General features: G+C 62.4%; 16 protein-coding genes and 1 tRNA gene. 5 read left to right on the top strand and 12 right to left on the bottom strand.

Going from position 1 to position 13,873, the window contains the following annotated elements; translation table 11 throughout:
• Nucleotides 1-103 precede the first annotated feature (103 nt).
• The 5 genes from GTW25_RS16525 to GTW25_RS16505 form a co-directional block, all read right to left on the bottom strand.
• Nucleotides 104-1,033 (bottom strand): electron transfer flavoprotein subunit alpha/FixB family protein, encoded by a 930-nt coding sequence (locus tag GTW25_RS16525; protein ID WP_252913316.1) that lies wholly within the window; start codon nucleotides 1,031-1,033, stop codon nucleotides 104-106.
• A 25-nt stretch (nucleotides 1,034-1,058) separates the two neighbouring features.
• Entirely contained in the window at nucleotides 1,059-1,805 is a 747-nt protein-coding gene (locus GTW25_RS16520; RefSeq protein WP_252913315.1) for an electron transfer flavoprotein subunit beta/FixA family protein, read from the bottom strand.
• A gap of 184 nt (nucleotides 1,806-1,989) precedes the next feature.
• Complete coding sequence (locus GTW25_RS16515) at nucleotides 1,990-2,760, bottom strand: rhomboid family intramembrane serine protease (RefSeq protein WP_252913314.1); 771 nt, start codon at nucleotides 2,758-2,760, stop codon at nucleotides 1,990-1,992.
• A 160-nt stretch (nucleotides 2,761-2,920) separates the two neighbouring features.
• Nucleotides 2,921-3,502, bottom strand: coding sequence for a cob(I)yrinic acid a,c-diamide adenosyltransferase (locus GTW25_RS16510; protein WP_252913313.1), 582 nt, complete (start codon nucleotides 3,500-3,502; stop codon nucleotides 2,921-2,923).
• Nucleotide 3,503: 1 nt separating this feature from the next.
• The gene (locus tag GTW25_RS16505; protein WP_252913312.1) at nucleotides 3,504-3,704 is read right to left on the bottom strand and encodes a twin transmembrane helix small protein; all 201 of its coding nucleotides are present in this window, start codon (nucleotides 3,702-3,704) and stop codon (nucleotides 3,504-3,506) included.
• Between the two features lie 254 nt (nucleotides 3,705-3,958).
• Here GTW25_RS16505 and GTW25_RS16500 point away from each other — a divergent pair, with 254 nt between their 5' ends.
• Nucleotides 3,959-4,813 carry a YihY/virulence factor BrkB family protein gene (locus GTW25_RS16500; protein WP_252913311.1) on the top strand — a complete coding sequence of 285 codons (855 nt, stop codon included), beginning with the start codon at nucleotides 3,959-3,961 and terminating at the stop codon, nucleotides 4,811-4,813.
• On the opposite strand, the gene GTW25_RS16495 is transcribed toward GTW25_RS16500, so the two are convergent.
• On the bottom strand, nucleotides 4,780-5,673 hold the full coding sequence (locus GTW25_RS16495; protein ID WP_252913310.1) for a DMT family transporter: 894 nt from the start codon (nucleotides 5,671-5,673) through the stop codon (nucleotides 4,780-4,782). The genes GTW25_RS16500 and GTW25_RS16495 overlap by 34 nt on opposite strands.
• Before the next feature lie 142 nt (nucleotides 5,674-5,815).
• On the opposite strand from GTW25_RS16495, the gene GTW25_RS16490 reads away from it, so the two are divergent.
• A complete protein-coding gene (locus tag GTW25_RS16490) occupies nucleotides 5,816-6,109 on the top strand; it encodes a hypothetical protein (RefSeq protein ID WP_252913309.1) in 294 nt (97 codons plus the stop codon).
• Here the strand turns inward: GTW25_RS16490 and gluQRS are convergent.
• Nucleotides 6,106-6,984, bottom strand: a complete 879-nt coding sequence (gluQRS, locus tag GTW25_RS16485) for a tRNA glutamyl-Q(34) synthetase GluQRS (RefSeq protein WP_252913308.1) — start codon at nucleotides 6,982-6,984, stop codon at nucleotides 6,106-6,108. The two genes, GTW25_RS16490 and gluQRS, sit on opposite strands and share 4 nt — an antisense overlap.
• A gap of 72 nt (nucleotides 6,985-7,056) precedes the next feature.
• On the opposite strand from gluQRS, the gene GTW25_RS16480 reads away from it, so the two are divergent.
• Together GTW25_RS16480 and GTW25_RS16475 are read left to right on the top strand one after the other, a co-directional pair.
• Complete coding sequence (locus GTW25_RS16480) at nucleotides 7,057-7,737, top strand: DNA-3-methyladenine glycosylase family protein (RefSeq protein WP_252913307.1); 681 nt, start codon at nucleotides 7,057-7,059, stop codon at nucleotides 7,735-7,737.
• A gap of 90 nt (nucleotides 7,738-7,827) precedes the next feature.
• Nucleotides 7,828-8,385, top strand: a complete 558-nt coding sequence (locus tag GTW25_RS16475; protein WP_252913306.1) for an HNH endonuclease — start codon at nucleotides 7,828-7,830, stop codon at nucleotides 8,383-8,385.
• A 132-nt stretch (nucleotides 8,386-8,517) separates the two neighbouring features.
• On the opposite strand, the gene GTW25_RS16470 is transcribed toward GTW25_RS16475, so the two are convergent.
• Together GTW25_RS16470 and GTW25_RS16465 are read right to left on the bottom strand one after the other, a co-directional pair.
• Nucleotides 8,518-9,024, bottom strand: coding sequence for a disulfide bond formation protein B (locus tag GTW25_RS16470; protein ID WP_252913305.1), 507 nt, complete (start codon nucleotides 9,022-9,024; stop codon nucleotides 8,518-8,520).
• Between the two features lie 11 nt (nucleotides 9,025-9,035).
• Nucleotides 9,036-9,617 carry a YqaA family protein gene (locus GTW25_RS16465; protein WP_252913304.1) on the bottom strand — a complete coding sequence of 194 codons (582 nt, stop codon included), beginning with the start codon at nucleotides 9,615-9,617 and terminating at the stop codon, nucleotides 9,036-9,038.
• Between the two features lie 682 nt (nucleotides 9,618-10,299).
• Between GTW25_RS16465 and GTW25_RS16460 the strand changes: the two genes are divergently transcribed.
• Nucleotides 10,300-10,384 (top strand) — tRNA-Leu (locus GTW25_RS16460).
• A gap of 67 nt (nucleotides 10,385-10,451) precedes the next feature.
• On the opposite strand, the gene GTW25_RS16455 is transcribed toward GTW25_RS16460, so the two are convergent.
• Genes GTW25_RS16455 through GTW25_RS16445 form a run of 3 tightly spaced genes read right to left on the bottom strand, consistent with a single transcriptional unit; the run spans nucleotide 10,452 to nucleotide 13,684 of the window.
• On the bottom strand, nucleotides 10,452-11,741 hold the full coding sequence (locus GTW25_RS16455; RefSeq protein WP_252913303.1) for an O-antigen ligase family protein: 1,290 nt from the start codon (nucleotides 11,739-11,741) through the stop codon (nucleotides 10,452-10,454).
• Nucleotides 11,742-11,750: 9 nt separating this feature from the next.
• Nucleotides 11,751-13,004, bottom strand: a complete 1,254-nt coding sequence (locus GTW25_RS16450; protein WP_252913302.1) for a polysaccharide biosynthesis/export family protein — start codon at nucleotides 13,002-13,004, stop codon at nucleotides 11,751-11,753.
• The gene (locus GTW25_RS16445) at nucleotides 13,004-13,684 is read right to left on the bottom strand and encodes a sugar transferase (protein ID WP_372493210.1); all 681 of its coding nucleotides are present in this window, start codon (nucleotides 13,682-13,684) and stop codon (nucleotides 13,004-13,006) included. The genes GTW25_RS16450 and GTW25_RS16445 overlap by 1 nt, the downstream gene beginning before the upstream one ends.
• Nucleotides 13,685-13,873: the final 189 nt, after the last annotated feature.

The following is a 13,873-nucleotide window of genomic DNA, read 5'->3' as shown; positions in this document are numbered from 1 at the left end:
TTCGGTATCTGGCCGTCTTCTTATGTTGCGATGCAAAGTAGAAGGGCGGGGCTGGTTCGTCCAGCCCCGCCCTTATCATTTGCAACAATTCGCGATCGGCCGGTCAGAGCGCCTTTTCGAGCTCCGGCAGAATGGTGAAGAGATCGCCCACGAGGCCGTAATCGGCAACCTGGAAGATCGGCGCTTCCTCGTCCTTGTTGATCGCGACGATGACTTTAGAGTCCTTCATGCCGGCCAGATGCTGGATCGCGCCGGAAATGCCGGCGGCGATGTAGAGCTCCGGTGCGACGACCTTGCCGGTCTGCCCGACCTGCCAGTCGTTCGGCGCGTAGCCGGCATCGACCGCCGCGCGGGACGCGCCGACCGCCGCGCCGAGCTTGTCGGCGACCGGCAGCATGACTTCCTCGAACTTCTCTTTCGAGCCGAGCGCGCGCCCGCCCGAGATGATGATCTTCGCCGAGGTCAGTTCGGGACGGTCGGATTCAGCGATCCGGTTCTCGACGAAAGTCGACAGGGCCGGATCGTCGGCTGCCGAAATCGTGTCGATGGAGGCCGAGCCACCTTCGCCGGCCGCCTGGAAGGAGGCCGTGCGCACGGTGATCACCTTCTTGGCGTCGCTCGACTGCACCGTCTGGATCGCGTTGCCGGCATAGATCGGGCGCTTGAACGTGTCGGCCGAGACGACGTCCGTGATCTCGGAAATCTGCATCACGTCGAGAAGCGCCGCAACGCGCGGCATGACGTTCTTGGCCATGGTCGTCGCGGGCGCAACGATAACGTCGTAGCCGTCGGCGAGCTTGACGATCAGGGCGCCGAGCGGCTCGGCGAGGCGCTCGGTCAGTTCATCGGCTTCGGCCAGCAGAACCTTGCGCACGCCGGCGAGCTTGGCTGCCGCGTCCGCTGCGGCCTGCGCTCCCTTGCCGGCGACGAGCACGTCGACATCGCTGCCGATTTGGCTGGCGGCCGACAGCGCCTTGGCCGTCTGGTCGGAAAGGGTGGCATTGTCGTGTTCGGCAATCAGAAGAATAGCCATTTCGTGTTCTCCTATCCCTCTAAATTCAAATCACGCCGGCGGACTTGAGGCTGGACACCAGTTCCGCCACGTCCTTGACCTTGACGCCTGCCTTGCGGCCGGCCGGCTCTTCCGTCTTCAACACCTTGAGGCGCGCCGCCACCTCGACGCCGAAATCGGCGGCCGACTTCTCGTCGAGCGGCTTCTTCTTGGCCTTCATGATGTTGGGCAGCGAGGCATAGCGCGGCTGGTTCAAACGCAGGTCGGTGGTCACGATGGCCGGCAGCTTCAAATCGATCGTCTGGAGGCCGCCATCGACCTCGCGCGTAACCTTGGCCGAGCCGTCGCCAAGTTCCACCTTCGAGGCGAACGTGCCCTGCGACCAGCCGAGCAGCGCGGCCAGCATCTGGCCGGTCTGGTTGGCGTCGTCGTCGATCGCCTGCTTGCCCAAAATGACGAGGCCGGGCTGTTCCTGGTCCACCACGCCCTTCAGGATCTTGGCGACGGTCAGCGGCTCGGTCGTCTCGTCGACCTTGACGAGAATGCCGCGGTCCGCGCCCATCGCGAGCGCCGTGCGGATCGTCTCCTGCGCCTGCTGGGGGCCGATCGAGACCACGATGATCTCCTCGACCTTGCCGGCTTCCTTGAGACGGATCGCCTCTTCGACGGCAATCTCGTCGAACGGGTTCATCGACATCTTCACATTGGCCAGATCGACGCCCGACCCATCCGACTTGACGCGAATCTTGACGTTGTAATCCACAACCCGCTTGACGGGGACCAGAACCTTCATGCGTGAGAAACCTTTCCGTTTGTGCGAGCGGACACATTAGCAAAGCCGATCCGACGCACATGTCTGAAATCGACATCCCGGGGCGGTGCGCCATCAGGCGCGGCCCCGGTACAATCGCGGCGGACCCTAGTTCGTGCCGGAATAGGCGTCAATATGGGCATGGCGGGTCGAAACGGTTGAAATGTCACCGCTCCCAGGGACCTCGCGGACGATGCACGTCGCTCGCGATCCGCTCGGCGGAATTGTCCGTCACGACAGCATCCGGCGTCACGATGCTGCGGTCGAACAGAGGCACCTCGGGTCGCTTCAGGACGGTGACGAGCGCCGCGCCCGCGACGATGCCGCCGATATGGGCGGCCCATGAAATCTGGTCTTCACCGGCGATGGCGAACATCACGAACTGGAAGCCGATCCAAAGGGCAAGCGCGATCCACGCCGGGATGCGCAAGGGGATGCGGGCGAAGGCGAGAATCCAGATCTTCACGCGCGGATGCAACAGGAGATAGGCGGCGACGATGCCCGCGACCGCGCCCGACGCGCCGATCAGCGGCACGTCGGACAAGGGAGCCATCACGCCGTGCAGCCATGCGCCGGCCACCGCGCAGACAAGATAGAAAAGCAGGAATTTCCAGTGCCCCATCGCGTCCTCGACATTGTCGCCGAAGACCCACAGGAAGAGCATGTTGCCGCCCAGATGGAAGATATCGCCGTGCAGGAAGGCGTAGGTGATGTAGGTCGCGATACCCGGCACAGCCTCCAGCTCGGGCGGCAGGTCGGCATAGTCGAACGCGACGGAGGGAATATAGCCGTAGGAGAAAGCGGCTGCCTGCGCGGCCTCCCAGCCGCCCGCCGCCGTCAGGAAATAGACGATGACGTTCGCGGCGATCAGCCCGATGGTGACATATTGCTTCTTGATGTGGCGAAGATGGTTGGCGTCGTGAAGCGGGATGAACATGGAGGGTCAGGACCCGCTTATTTGAAAATGGCGTTTCAGATGGCGCCGACCTGCTTCGTCAAACCCCTCGACCGGGGCACTAACCCCGCTCTTCGGGCTTTTTCTCGCATATCTTGCCATCTGAAACGCCCTTTTTATCAAATCAGCAGGTCCCGACCCTCTAGCGGTTCTTGCCGGGAACCCAAAGCACATCGGCTTGGCCGTCATCGTTGACCGCGCGCGCCGCCACGAACAGGAAGTCGGACACGCGGTTGACGTAGCGGATCGCGTCCGCGCCGACGATCTCGCCCTCGACGCGCGACAGCTCCACCATCAGCCGTTCGGCGCGGCGCGCGACGGTGCGGGCAAGGTGCAGCGCGGCGGCGGCGGGCGAACCGCCCGGCAGCACGAAGGTGCGCAAGGGCGTCAGCCGCTTGTTCAACAAATCGATGTCGGCTTCGACGCGGGCCACCTGCGAAGCGACGATGCGCAGCGGTTCGTAGGAAAGCTCTTCGCCCGTATCCGGCGTCGCCAGATCGGCGCCCAGATCGAACATGTCGTTCTGGATGCGCAGCAGCATCGCGTCGATGTCGCTATGGGCGGCAGCCGTATGCAGCCGCGCCATGCCGATGCAGGCATTCGCCTCGTCGACGGTGCCGTAGGCCGACACGCGCAAATCGTATTTCGGGCGGCGTTCGCCACTGCTCAGCGCCGTGGTTCCATCATCGCCGGTGCGTGTGTAGATGCGGTTGAGAACGACCAATTCAGCCTCCCGACTGGCGCGAGAAGTAGAGCGCGAGGAGCACGAACACCAAAGCGAGAAACTGGAGGACGACGCGTGCCTGCATCAGCTTGTTGGACGTATTGCCGGAGCCGCCCCTCATCATGTTGATCAGCCCGCGCACGAGCACGAAGGCGACCGCGACCATGAAGAGAACGGCGATGACGTTGAAGGCGGTGGACATCGATGATTCCGATCGGAGGAATGCCGTGGCCTGTGGCTCCCGACGGCGGATGGGGATTGGAGAAGTCGTCGTGATGTATTATGGACCGCACCCGCGCAATCTTCCAGTAGCGGCGGCCGATTGCCTCACCCGGTGAGTTTCGGGAAAGGACGACGCTATAAATTGAAACCGAAAGCTGGCGGGAATCGTAGCTTGACCCTATGTGGCAGAAGCGCTCCGAGGCAGAATTGGCCGATGTCTTTGCAGGACCGCCGATGATCCGACAAATCGTCGCGACCAAACGGGTGCTTTACGATGCGCTCGGACATTTCAACAACGACGACGGCTGGGCGATGGCGAGCCATCTGGCCCTGTCGTCCCTGCTCGCGCTTTTCCCATTCCTCATTTTCGCGACGTCGCTGGCGAGTTTTCTCGGTGCCGAAGCCTTCGCGGATACGGCCGTGCATCTCGTTTTCGACACCTGGCCGGATGAGATCGCGGGACCGATCGCACATGAGGTGACGAACGTCCTCACCGTGCCGCGCGGCGACTTCCTGACGATCGGCGTCGTCATCGCGGCATTCTTCGCCTCGAACGGCATCGAGGCTTTGCGCGTCTCGCTCAACCGCGCCTATCGCGTGAGCGAGACCCGGTCGATCTTCACCCTTCGCCTGCAAAGCCTGGCTTTCGTTTTCATCGCGACGGTCGGGTTCGTCGTCGTTTCGGCGCTGCTGGTCGTCGCGCCGCTGATTGCCGGGATCGCGCAACGCAATGCGCCCTGGCTCGATCCCTATACCGGCACGATCACGCTGTGGCGCTTCATCGTCGCCTCGCTGGTCATCGTGGTTGGGCTTGCGGCCGTCCATTTCTGGCTGCCGGCCGGCCGTCGCCGGTTTCGCGACATCGTGCCGGGCCTGATCTTCACGCTGATCGGCTGGATCGTCGGTTCGACGCTCTTTGCGAACTATCTGTCGCAATTCTCATCCTATGCGTCGACCTATGCCGGACTGGCGTCGATCATGATCGCGCTGGTGTTTCTCTACATCGTCTCCGTGATCTTCATCATGGGCGGCGAGCTGAACGCAGCGATGAAACGCTATTTCGAGGCGCGCGCCCGCGTTCCCGGCTGACCCTGCCGGGTCGCGATCAGGACGCCCATCATGGTCAAGGCCATGCCGCCCATCTGGACGAGGTTGAGTTCCTCGCCGAAGAGCGCCCACGCGATGGCGGCGGTCACCGACGGCACGAGGAAGAACAGGGAGGCGACCTTGGCGACCTCGCCCTCGCGGATCAAATACATCAACAGGAAGATCGCGCCGAGCGACAGGACGATGACCAGCCAGGCCATGGCGAAGACGAGTTCGCCGGTCAATTCATAGGTCTGCGTTTCGAAGGCGAAGGTCGCCGCGAGCACGAGCGCAAATCCGCCGACATATTGCCAGATGGTGCCGATGACGAGGTCGCCGCTCGCCACGAAGCGCTTTTGCCAGACCGTTCCCGCGCTGATGGCAAGCGTCGCGACGATGCAGGCGCCGAATGTGGCGCCCGTCACGCCGCCGATGGAGCCGAGCTTCGGTGCCAGCACGATCGCGACGCCGGCAAGCCCGAGCGCCATGCCCGTCCACAGACGCACCGTCAGCCTTTCGCCGAGGAAGGCGGAAGCGAGAATGGCGGTGACGAGCGGCTGAAGCCCGACGACGAGGGCCGACAGCCCGGCCGGCATGCCGCGCGAAATCGCCCAGAAGACGCCGCCCAGATAGACGCCGTGGATCAAGGCCCCGGCGACCATCGCATTGATGGCCTGCACCGGCTTCATCGGACGCCACGAGATCGCCACCAGCAGCAGAACAAGACAGAGCACTGTCAGCGCGAAGCGCACGGACAGAAAGGCGAAAGGCTCCGCCCATGGCATCGCGTAGCGCGCGCCTATGAAACCGGTGGACCACAGGAGCACGAAGGCGACGGGCGCAAAGCGAATGAGGAAGGGCATCGAAGTCTCGCTGGAGGACTACCAGCCGCTCTAATTGCTGCCGTCCGTTCAAGCAAATCGAAAGAATTGAAGCGCAGTTTGGCCTCGATGCGGGTGATTGCAGACGGGGCGCATCCTTGACCTGAACAGGGAAGGATATCGCATGCTTATGAATCTGAGTTTCATCTGGATGGCGCTGGCGCTGGCGTCGGTCGTGATCCTGTCGTTTCTGCTCGGCCTTTTCCTCGATACGATCCTTGGGGAGGACGGTTTCGGCGCGGTGGGAAATACCTTCGTACTTGCCGCAGGCTTCTTCCTCACCATCGGGATCGGCAACCATTTCGGCTACGTATTTCGCGATTTGCGGATGGGGATCATCTACGGCACGGCCGGGGCATGCGCCGCCATCGTCGCGCTTACCGCGATCAAGGCGGTGGCCACGCGCCTGCGGCTTTAAATCAGGTGAACCATCCGGCGGATGTCGTGCGGCGTCATCCCGGCCTGGCGCAGGTCCGAAAGGCCGCTGTCGCCGCGGCTTTTGGAAAGCTTGCGCCCGTCCTCGCCTAAAACGAGATCGTGGTGGAAATATACCGGGACGGGCAGGCCCAGCAGTTCCTGCAGGAGCCGCTGGCCGGCCGTCGCGTGAAACAGATCGCTCCCGCGCACCACATGGGTAATGCCCTGTAGCGCGTCGTCGATGACGACCGACAGTTGATAGCTCGTCGGAATATCGCGGCGTGCGATCACGAAGTCGCCCCATGCCCTCGGATTCGCCGCGATCATACCGGTTTCGCCCTGCGGGCCCGCGCCGTCTTCCAGCCAGTCGAGCGGTCCCGCAAGGCGTTCAAGCGCGGCGTCGATGTCGATCCGCCATGCGAAGGGCGCGCCGGCATCCATCCGGGCGTTACGTTCGCGTCTGGAAAGGTTTCTCTCGATGACCGGATAAAGCGGTGCGCAATCGGGGTCGCGCGGCCACGAGGTTCCTTGCGCTTCCTCATCCGCGATATAGTCGCGCACGTCGCCGCGCGACAGGAAGGCGGGGTAGACGAGGTCTTCCTCGATCAGCCGGTCGAGCGCGGCCCGATAGTCCGCGAAATGGTCGGATTGCCGGCGCACGGGCTCTTCCCATTCGAGGCCGAGCCAGGCGAGGTCGTCGCGGATCGCGCGTTCGAATGCAGGACGGCACCGGTCGCGATCGATGTCCTCGATGCGCAAGAGGAAGCGGCCGCCGACCTCACGCGCGAGATCGTGATTGAGAAGGCCCGAATAGGCGTGGCCGAGATGAAGCGGTCCGTTGGGGCTCGGCGCAAAGCGGAAGACGGGTCGAGGCATTCGCGCTCATCATTGCGGGAGGGTTCACCCGATTGCTACGCTGCATGGAGGCGAGGAACAAGGACAAAGCCGATGCGCCGGATCGAGACGCTGGACGATATTTCGGAAGGGCTGGCGGCGCTCGTGGCCGCCGATGCCCGGCTTGCCGCCGTCGTCGAGACGGCTGTGGAGGTGCCGCTTCGGCGTAGCGATCCGGGCTTTGCGAGCCTCGTTTCCATCATCGTGTCGCAGCAGGTCTCGCGCGCCTCGGCGCAATCGATGATGCGCAAGCTCAGCGCATTGGCCGATCCGATCGAGCCGGCGGCGATTCTGGCAGGCGGTGAGGACATGCTGCGAACTGCCGGTCTCTCGCGGCCCAAGCAGAAGACGATCCTGTCGCTGGCGGGGGCTCTCGAAGGGCGCGCGGTCGATCTCGACGCGCTCTGCCTGCTCGAAGCGGAGGACGCGATCGCGCAGATGACCCAGCTTCACGGCATCGGCCCATGGACGGCGCAGATCTATCTCCTCTTTTCGGCAGGGCACCCGGACATCTTTCCGGTCAAGGACGTGGCGTTGCAAAATGCGGTCGGCCGGGCCTTCGGCATGGACAAGCGGCCGGGCGAAAAGGACCTTCATGTCATTGCCGAGGCGTGGTCGCCCTGGCGCGGCGTGGCCGCGCGCCTGTTCTGGGCCTATCATCACGCAACGATGGGCCGCAGCGCCGATGCGGTGCTCACTCCGCAGGATGCGGCGCGCGAAACGAAGACTGGATAAGTGACGCCGCGTCAACAAGCCGCTTCACATCCTTGTCACGACAGGCGTAGATTATGCGCATGATCGCTGCTGACGCATGGAGGTGAGGTCTTGACGGTTGCCGTCTCGCCGGATGGCTTGCCTGCATTGGTGCTGAATGCGGACTATCGCCCGCTCAGCTACTATCCCCTGTCGCTCTGGTCGTGGCAGGACGCGATCAAGGCCGTGTTCCTCGATCGGGTCAACATCGTCGCGGAGTACGAGCACGCGGTTTCCTCGCCGTCCTTCCGAATGAAGCTGCCGAGCGTGGTTTGCCTGAAGAGCTATGTGAAGCCCTCGCGCCACCCCGCCTTCACCCGGTTCAACGTCTTCCTGCGCGATCGTTTCCAGTGCCAGTATTGCGGCACGCATGAGGATCTGACCTTCGACCATGTCATTCCGCGCCGCTGCGGCGGTGCCACGACGTGGGAGAACGTCGTCGCCGCCTGCTCGCCCTGCAATCTGAAGAAGGGCGGCATGTTGCCGCGCGAGGCCAGGATGTGGCCGCAGCAAAAGCCCTATCAGCCCACAGTCCATGATCTGCACAACAATGGACGGCTCTTTCCGCCCAACTATCTGCACGAAAGCTGGATGGACTATCTCTACTGGGATGTCGAACTGGAGCCGTGAGGGAAATCCGCCAGAGTGGCCTGCAAACAGCGTCGTGCTGCGCTTCCGGTGCTCACGTCCGAAAGTACGCTCCGCTCCGGTTCTCGCAGGCCACCATTTTCGACTCACACTGACGAATTTCGGGTCGCGAACTCACGCCTTCCTGAACGCCGCGACATAGCCGATGGCGGCAAGGAAGAAGCTCGCTACCGCATTCCAGCCGGCAAACGACAGGCCGATGAAACGCCCCGCCGCCTGATCGCAGGAGGGTGGAACGACACTGTCGAGCGCGTCGAGAAGGTTGCCGCCTGTCGAGGGCATGACCGCCACGCCGCAATCGGTCGGCCCCGGCCACCACGCCCATTCGACGCCGGCATGGAAGACCGCCAGATAAAGGCTCCATGTCATCAGCAATGCGCCCGCAAGGATAATCGCGCGGACGAGGAAGGCGGGCGCTTTCGCCAGAGCGGCTGCAAGGCCCGCCAAGATGACCGGAATGCCGATATAGTAGGGCGTGCGCTGCTCGATGCACAATTTGCACGGAATATAGCCGCCCAGATGCTGGAAGCCGAGTGCAGTGCCGACCGTCACCGTCATAGCCACCGCCAGAAAGGCAAGCGCGAAATGTTGGAGGCGGCCAACGGGAGAGGCGAGAGACATGGAGCGATGCCCTAGAACATGTAGCGGATGGCGACGAAGCCACCGATCAGCAATACCATGAATGCCGTGAAAAGAAGGCCGAGATGCTTTTCAATGAACAGGCGAATCGGCTCGCCGATCCGGTAGAGAAGCCAGGCGACCAGAAAGAAGCGAAAGCCGCGCCCGATGATCGAGACGATCACAAAGGTGACGAGGTTGAGGCCGGTTGCGCCCGAAAAGATCGTCAGCACCTTGTAGGGGAAGGGCGTGACGGCGGCGAAGAGCACGCCCCAGCCGCCCCATGTGTTGTACCAGTCGGCGACCTGCGTGAACGAATCTTCTTTTCCGTAGAAGGCGAGGATCGGCCTTCCGATGGCGTCGAACAGCCACGCGCCGATCACGTAGCCGAGGAGCGCGCCCAGCACGGACGCGATCGTGCAGACCAGCGCGTAGCGCAACCAGCGCAGTCGCTCGGCCAGGACCATGGGAATGAGGAGCGCATCTGGCGGAATAGGGAAAAACGAGCTTTCGATGAAGGATACGCCTGCCAGCGCACGTTCGGCATGGCGCGTGCGTGCGAAAGACATCGTCCAGTCGTAAAGGCGTCTGATCATGAAACCGTCCGAATCGGCGATGGGAGATCTACCCGGTCGAGCCGGACCGGATGGCCCCGAGAAGAGGCGGTGAGCTTGAATGCCCGCCCCGTATGGCAAAGCCGCCCGCCGCCCGCAAGACCGTGATGCTACCGGACCGCAATCGACCTTGTCGCAGTCGCTTAAAATTCGGCCACCGGTCATGAACTCGATAGAGCACTCAGGTGGTCGAAGCGGCTCGCTGCAGCGCAGGAGCCGGTCCTGATGTTCTTCCCATAGTTCCTTATTCTGCGCTGCGATGGATGAATTGCCCGCAAGCGCGGTGACGAACAGAACGACCGTAACAGGGCGCTTTGTGCGCTGTGCCAATCGAGCGCCGACACCTGAGATCATGTGCAGACCAATTCCCGGATCACGCAGGGAAGCGGCCCGTCAATCGAGCCTCGTTTTGGGCAGCGACAGGTCAGCGGACGAACTTGCTCGAAGCATCCTCTCCAACCCGGCCTTTGCCGGTGAGATGCCTCGCTCACAGAGACCTGTGACGACTGGGCGGTGAGCAGCATGTCATGGAGCGAAAGGCCGCTAATATGCTGAAATGTCGGGGTTATTAACAACGCAACTTAAACCTAGAATTCGTCAGGCAGCTGTTGTATAGGAGCGGTCGACCACCCCTTGAGCATGTTGCATGCAGGGGCAGCACCGTGCGGGTGTGGTGGAACTGGTAGACGCGCCGGACTCAAAATCCGGTTCCGAAAGGAGTGTCGGTTCGATTCCGACCACCCGCACCATCGCCGCTGCGATGTTTCCGATCGCACTATAGACGCCGGGTTCCGGAACCTGAACGGCCTGTTGTCGTCAAGGCGATGCGACTGGTCTTGACGGCACGCCGACATAAGCGGCACCGAGCGGCGGAGTGTTTGCCCGATCCTGCCCGGGCGCGGGGCGGAGCGCCCACTGGCCTGCCGCGTAGTAGATTAGGAACGATCCGATCGTATACGGGTAGAGAATGTCGACTTCGACGAACGAGCGGATGAGAAGCAGCACCGCCAGCCCGAAGAGGATGTAAGCCGACGGATCGCTGGCATGGGACAGAAGCCGTCCCAGATGAGCGAAAAGAACGCGGCCGATCAGCACGCAGATCAGCATGAAGCCAACTGCACCCAGTTCGACCAGCGCTTCGATATAGGTGTTGTGGAAATGAAAGCCGGTCCGCGTCGCGATGTAGAATTCGGCCCATAACCGCTCGGCTTCTGCGAAGCCCTGGACCCAATAGCCTTGATAGCCGACGCCGAGCAGCGGGGCCTGTGCGATCGAGGCCAGACCTTCGGACCACAGATATGTCCGCCCCGTCAGCGTGGCGTCTTTTCCGAAAATGGCGAGCACGGCATCGAGCGCTCCGGCGTTGAGCGCAATGAAAATCCCCGTGACGGCAAGGATCGCGCCACAGACAAATATCATCTTGCGTGTACCGGTCGAGAACATCAGCACCAGGCGCATTGCGCACATTGCGGCGAGCGTGAGAACGATGCCGATCAGCGACGTTGCCGATTGCGAGGCGACGAGCGCGTAGGCGGAAATACCGCCGATTGCGATCACGCCAAGCCTTACCAAGACGGGCGCGCGCAGGAGAAAGGCGACGACAAAAGCGAAATAAACGCCGAGCGACGCGTAGAAGCCGAGCTGGTTCTTCGACGAGAAGGCGCCGACGAAGCTATAGGTGCCGTCGAGCGGGTCAAAATGATACCCGCCGAAGAGAAAGGAGTAGGCGAGCACGAGCGCGGTCCCTGCGACCATGCCGTAGCTCAGCGTTCGCGCGCCGATGACGCGTGCTGCAATGAGGGCGCAGACGATGTGGGTTGCATATTGCACACTGGCGCGCGCGCTCGTGCCGGGCGACAGAGACCAGAAGGTCGAAAGCAACGCAAAGGCGCCGAATGCCAGAATCCAGTGATAGCGCGCATAGTTGCCGAGCACCTGGCGATAGTCGACCAGGACCAGTGGCAGCCAGAGGGCATAGAAGACCAAAATCGATATCTGGCCGAAACGGGTCGAATACGCGAAGACGAAGATCGAAAGCGCAATCGCGGTCAGGCCATAGGCGAAATTACGCTCCGGCGTGATCAGCGCTGCCTTGGCGATGCGCATCGGCTGGTCCTAGCTGCGCGGCTCGAAGGCCGATGCAGCGACAGGTTCGATCTTCACCTTGACGACATCGCCCGGCAGTACCGGCGTCTGCTCCTGGGCCGGCATTTCGCGCGACTCTCCGTCGACTTCGCGCACGATCGAATAGGTGATGTCCGGTTCGACCGCGCCGGCCGCACCCGCGGCTTCAGGCGCGATTGCGAGCGCCTCCTGCATCAGGCTGTTGCTGGTCAGGATTTTCAGGTTCGCCGCTTCGAGATTGGCTTCGGTCTGCTGAAGCTCCTGAGCGACTTCGGCGTCGCGATCGTTGCGCAGCGTGTTGGCGTCCTGCGTTGCTTGAGCGATGTCCTGCTTGGCACGCAGTGCCGCCGTTTCCATGTCGAGAACCCGGCCCTCGAGATCGGCAATCGAACGGCTGATCGAAAGCACGCGTTCGTTGACGACGAGGCCACGGTCGGCAAGGTCACCGATACCGGCCAATTGCTTGCGCGCCAGTTCGATCTGTTCGTTCTGGCTTCTGGTCTTCTGTTCGAGCGCGACGATTTCGTTTTCCAGAAGTTCCGTGAGGTCGTCGAAGGCAGCAAGCTGGCGCTCAAGGCGTTCGGCGCGCGCTTGACGAAAAGCCGTCTCGTCCTCGATCAGGTTCTGCCCGTGCTCGGTATCTGCCAACTCGTCGGGAAACTCGATTTCCATCCGACCGGCGCTTTCGGCCTGAAGGCGGGCTCTCTTGGCGATCAGGCGGGCGCGGTCGGCGCGAAGCACCTCGGCGTCGCCGCTTGCGTTGATGAAGTCGCGCTCTACGCGCATCCCCGTCTGCGACGAGCGGCGCATGCCGCCTGCAATGCTGACCGCTTTGAGCACGGTCAGATCCGGATCGAACGGGTAGCGCCCTGGCGTCGCCACGTCGCCGGCCAGGAAGAAAGGCCGGTATTCCGAAAGCTCGACGGAGGCTTCCGGGCGGTCCATGAGACCGAGCTTTTGCTGCAAAGCGTCGCCGATTTCGGTTGCCAGTTCGGCGGTCGTCCGGCCGTCGGCCTCGATCTCGCCGACGATCGGGACCGAGATGACGCCGGACGGACCGACGACATATTCGCCGCTGATCGAGGACCAGTCTCGTACGGTGCCCTCTGCCGTCTGCCATTCGACGATGCGAATGTTGAGCTTGTCCATCGTGCCGAGCGTGTAAGGTTCGGCGACCACGAGCGAAGCCGAGCCGGCCAGAACGCAAAGAGCGCCGGCAAGGCCGCGCACCAACGGAATCCGCATCAGTAGCTGCCCCGAGCCATGCAAACTGCCGGCACGGTCCGCAAAATGATCTTCATGTCGAAGACGATCGACCAGTTCTCGACATAGTGCATGTCGTAGGCGACGCGCTGGTCGTAGGAGACGTCGTTGCGGCCGCTTATCTGCCAAAGGCCGGTCAGGCCGGGCCGCGAATTCAGGTAGTAGCTCGCGGCCTTGCCGTAGAGTTCCAGTTCCTTTTTCACCACAGGGCGCGGGCCGACGATGCTCATGTCGCCCTGAAGGATGTTCAGTATCTGGGGCAGTTCGTCGAGACTGAGCCTGCGCAGCACGACGCCGAGACGTGTGACGCGGGGGTCGTCCTTGAGCTTGCGCGTGGCGAGCCATTCTTCGCGGGCTTCTGGATGTTGGGCCAGATACGCGGCCAGCACTTCGTCGCCATTGGGCACCATGGTGCGGAATTTCAGGCAGTCGAACACCTTGCCGTTTCGTCCGATGCGACCATGGCGGTAAAGGACGCTGCCGCCGTCCGAGAGCTTGACCATGGCGGCCAGCATCAGCAGGAGCGGGCTCAGCGCAATCAGGCCGGCAAGTGCACCGCAAACATCGAAGCACCTTTTCCATACGCCACCGATCGCCGGGAGTTCGTCTCGGGCAAGGTCGGGCTTCTCACCTTGCGTGAGCGCACGTTGGGCGGGTTTCATTCGGCTCTCCAAGCTTGGACGCAGGCGATCGTCGCTTTGCATTGCAACATGAATCGCCGGAGAGGGATAAGGGTAATCTGTGCTCACAATCCGACATCTGGCCAAAATTGCATCATAATTTGTAACTATTGGTAATTATAAGGGATTTTGCTGGCTTCAGAATCTGGATTTCAACTATAAATGCCGATC

The organism is Aliihoeflea aestuarii, from assembly GCF_024105665.1.
In the GTDB taxonomy this organism is placed as follows: domain Bacteria; phylum Pseudomonadota; class Alphaproteobacteria; order Rhizobiales; family Rhizobiaceae; genus Aliihoeflea; species Aliihoeflea aestuarii.
This window is presented reverse-complemented; position numbering and strand designations above follow the sequence as displayed.

Excerpts from the sequence above, each read along its gene's own strand:
- GTW25_RS16525 (WP_252913316.1), bottom strand. The coding sequence starts at position 1,033 with ATGGCTATTCTTCTGATTGCCGAACACGACAATGCCACCCTTTCCGAC.
- GTW25_RS16520 (WP_252913315.1), bottom strand. The coding sequence starts at position 1,805 with ATGAAGGTTCTGGTCCCCGTCAAGCGGGTTGTGGATTACAACGTCAAG.
- GTW25_RS16515 (WP_252913314.1), bottom strand. The coding sequence starts at position 2,760 with ATGTTCATCCCGCTTCACGACGCCAACCATCTTCGCCACATCAAGAAG.
- GTW25_RS16505 (WP_252913312.1), bottom strand. The coding sequence starts at position 3,704 with ATGTCCACCGCCTTCAACGTCATCGCCGTTCTCTTCATGGTCGCGGTC.
- GTW25_RS16500 (WP_252913311.1), top strand. The coding sequence starts at position 3,959 with ATGATCCGACAAATCGTCGCGACCAAACGGGTGCTTTACGATGCGCTC.
- GTW25_RS16495 (WP_252913310.1), bottom strand. The coding sequence starts at position 5,673 with ATGCCCTTCCTCATTCGCTTTGCGCCCGTCGCCTTCGTGCTCCTGTGG.
- GTW25_RS16490 (WP_252913309.1), top strand. The coding sequence starts at position 5,816 with ATGCTTATGAATCTGAGTTTCATCTGGATGGCGCTGGCGCTGGCGTCG.
- gluQRS (WP_252913308.1), bottom strand. The coding sequence starts at position 6,984 with ATGCCTCGACCCGTCTTCCGCTTTGCGCCGAGCCCCAACGGACCGCTT.
- GTW25_RS16480 (WP_252913307.1), top strand. The coding sequence starts at position 7,057 with ATGCGCCGGATCGAGACGCTGGACGATATTTCGGAAGGGCTGGCGGCG.
- GTW25_RS16470 (WP_252913305.1), bottom strand. The coding sequence starts at position 9,024 with ATGTCTCTCGCCTCTCCCGTTGGCCGCCTCCAACATTTCGCGCTTGCC.
- GTW25_RS16465 (WP_252913304.1), bottom strand. The coding sequence starts at position 9,617 with ATGATCAGACGCCTTTACGACTGGACGATGTCTTTCGCACGCACGCGC.
- GTW25_RS16455 (WP_252913303.1), bottom strand. The coding sequence starts at position 11,741 with ATGCGCATCGCCAAGGCAGCGCTGATCACGCCGGAGCGTAATTTCGCC.
- GTW25_RS16450 (WP_252913302.1), bottom strand. The coding sequence starts at position 13,004 with ATGCGGATTCCGTTGGTGCGCGGCCTTGCCGGCGCTCTTTGCGTTCTG.
- GTW25_RS16445 (WP_372493210.1), bottom strand. The coding sequence starts at position 13,684 with ATGAAACCCGCCCAACGTGCGCTCACGCAAGGTGAGAAGCCCGACCTT.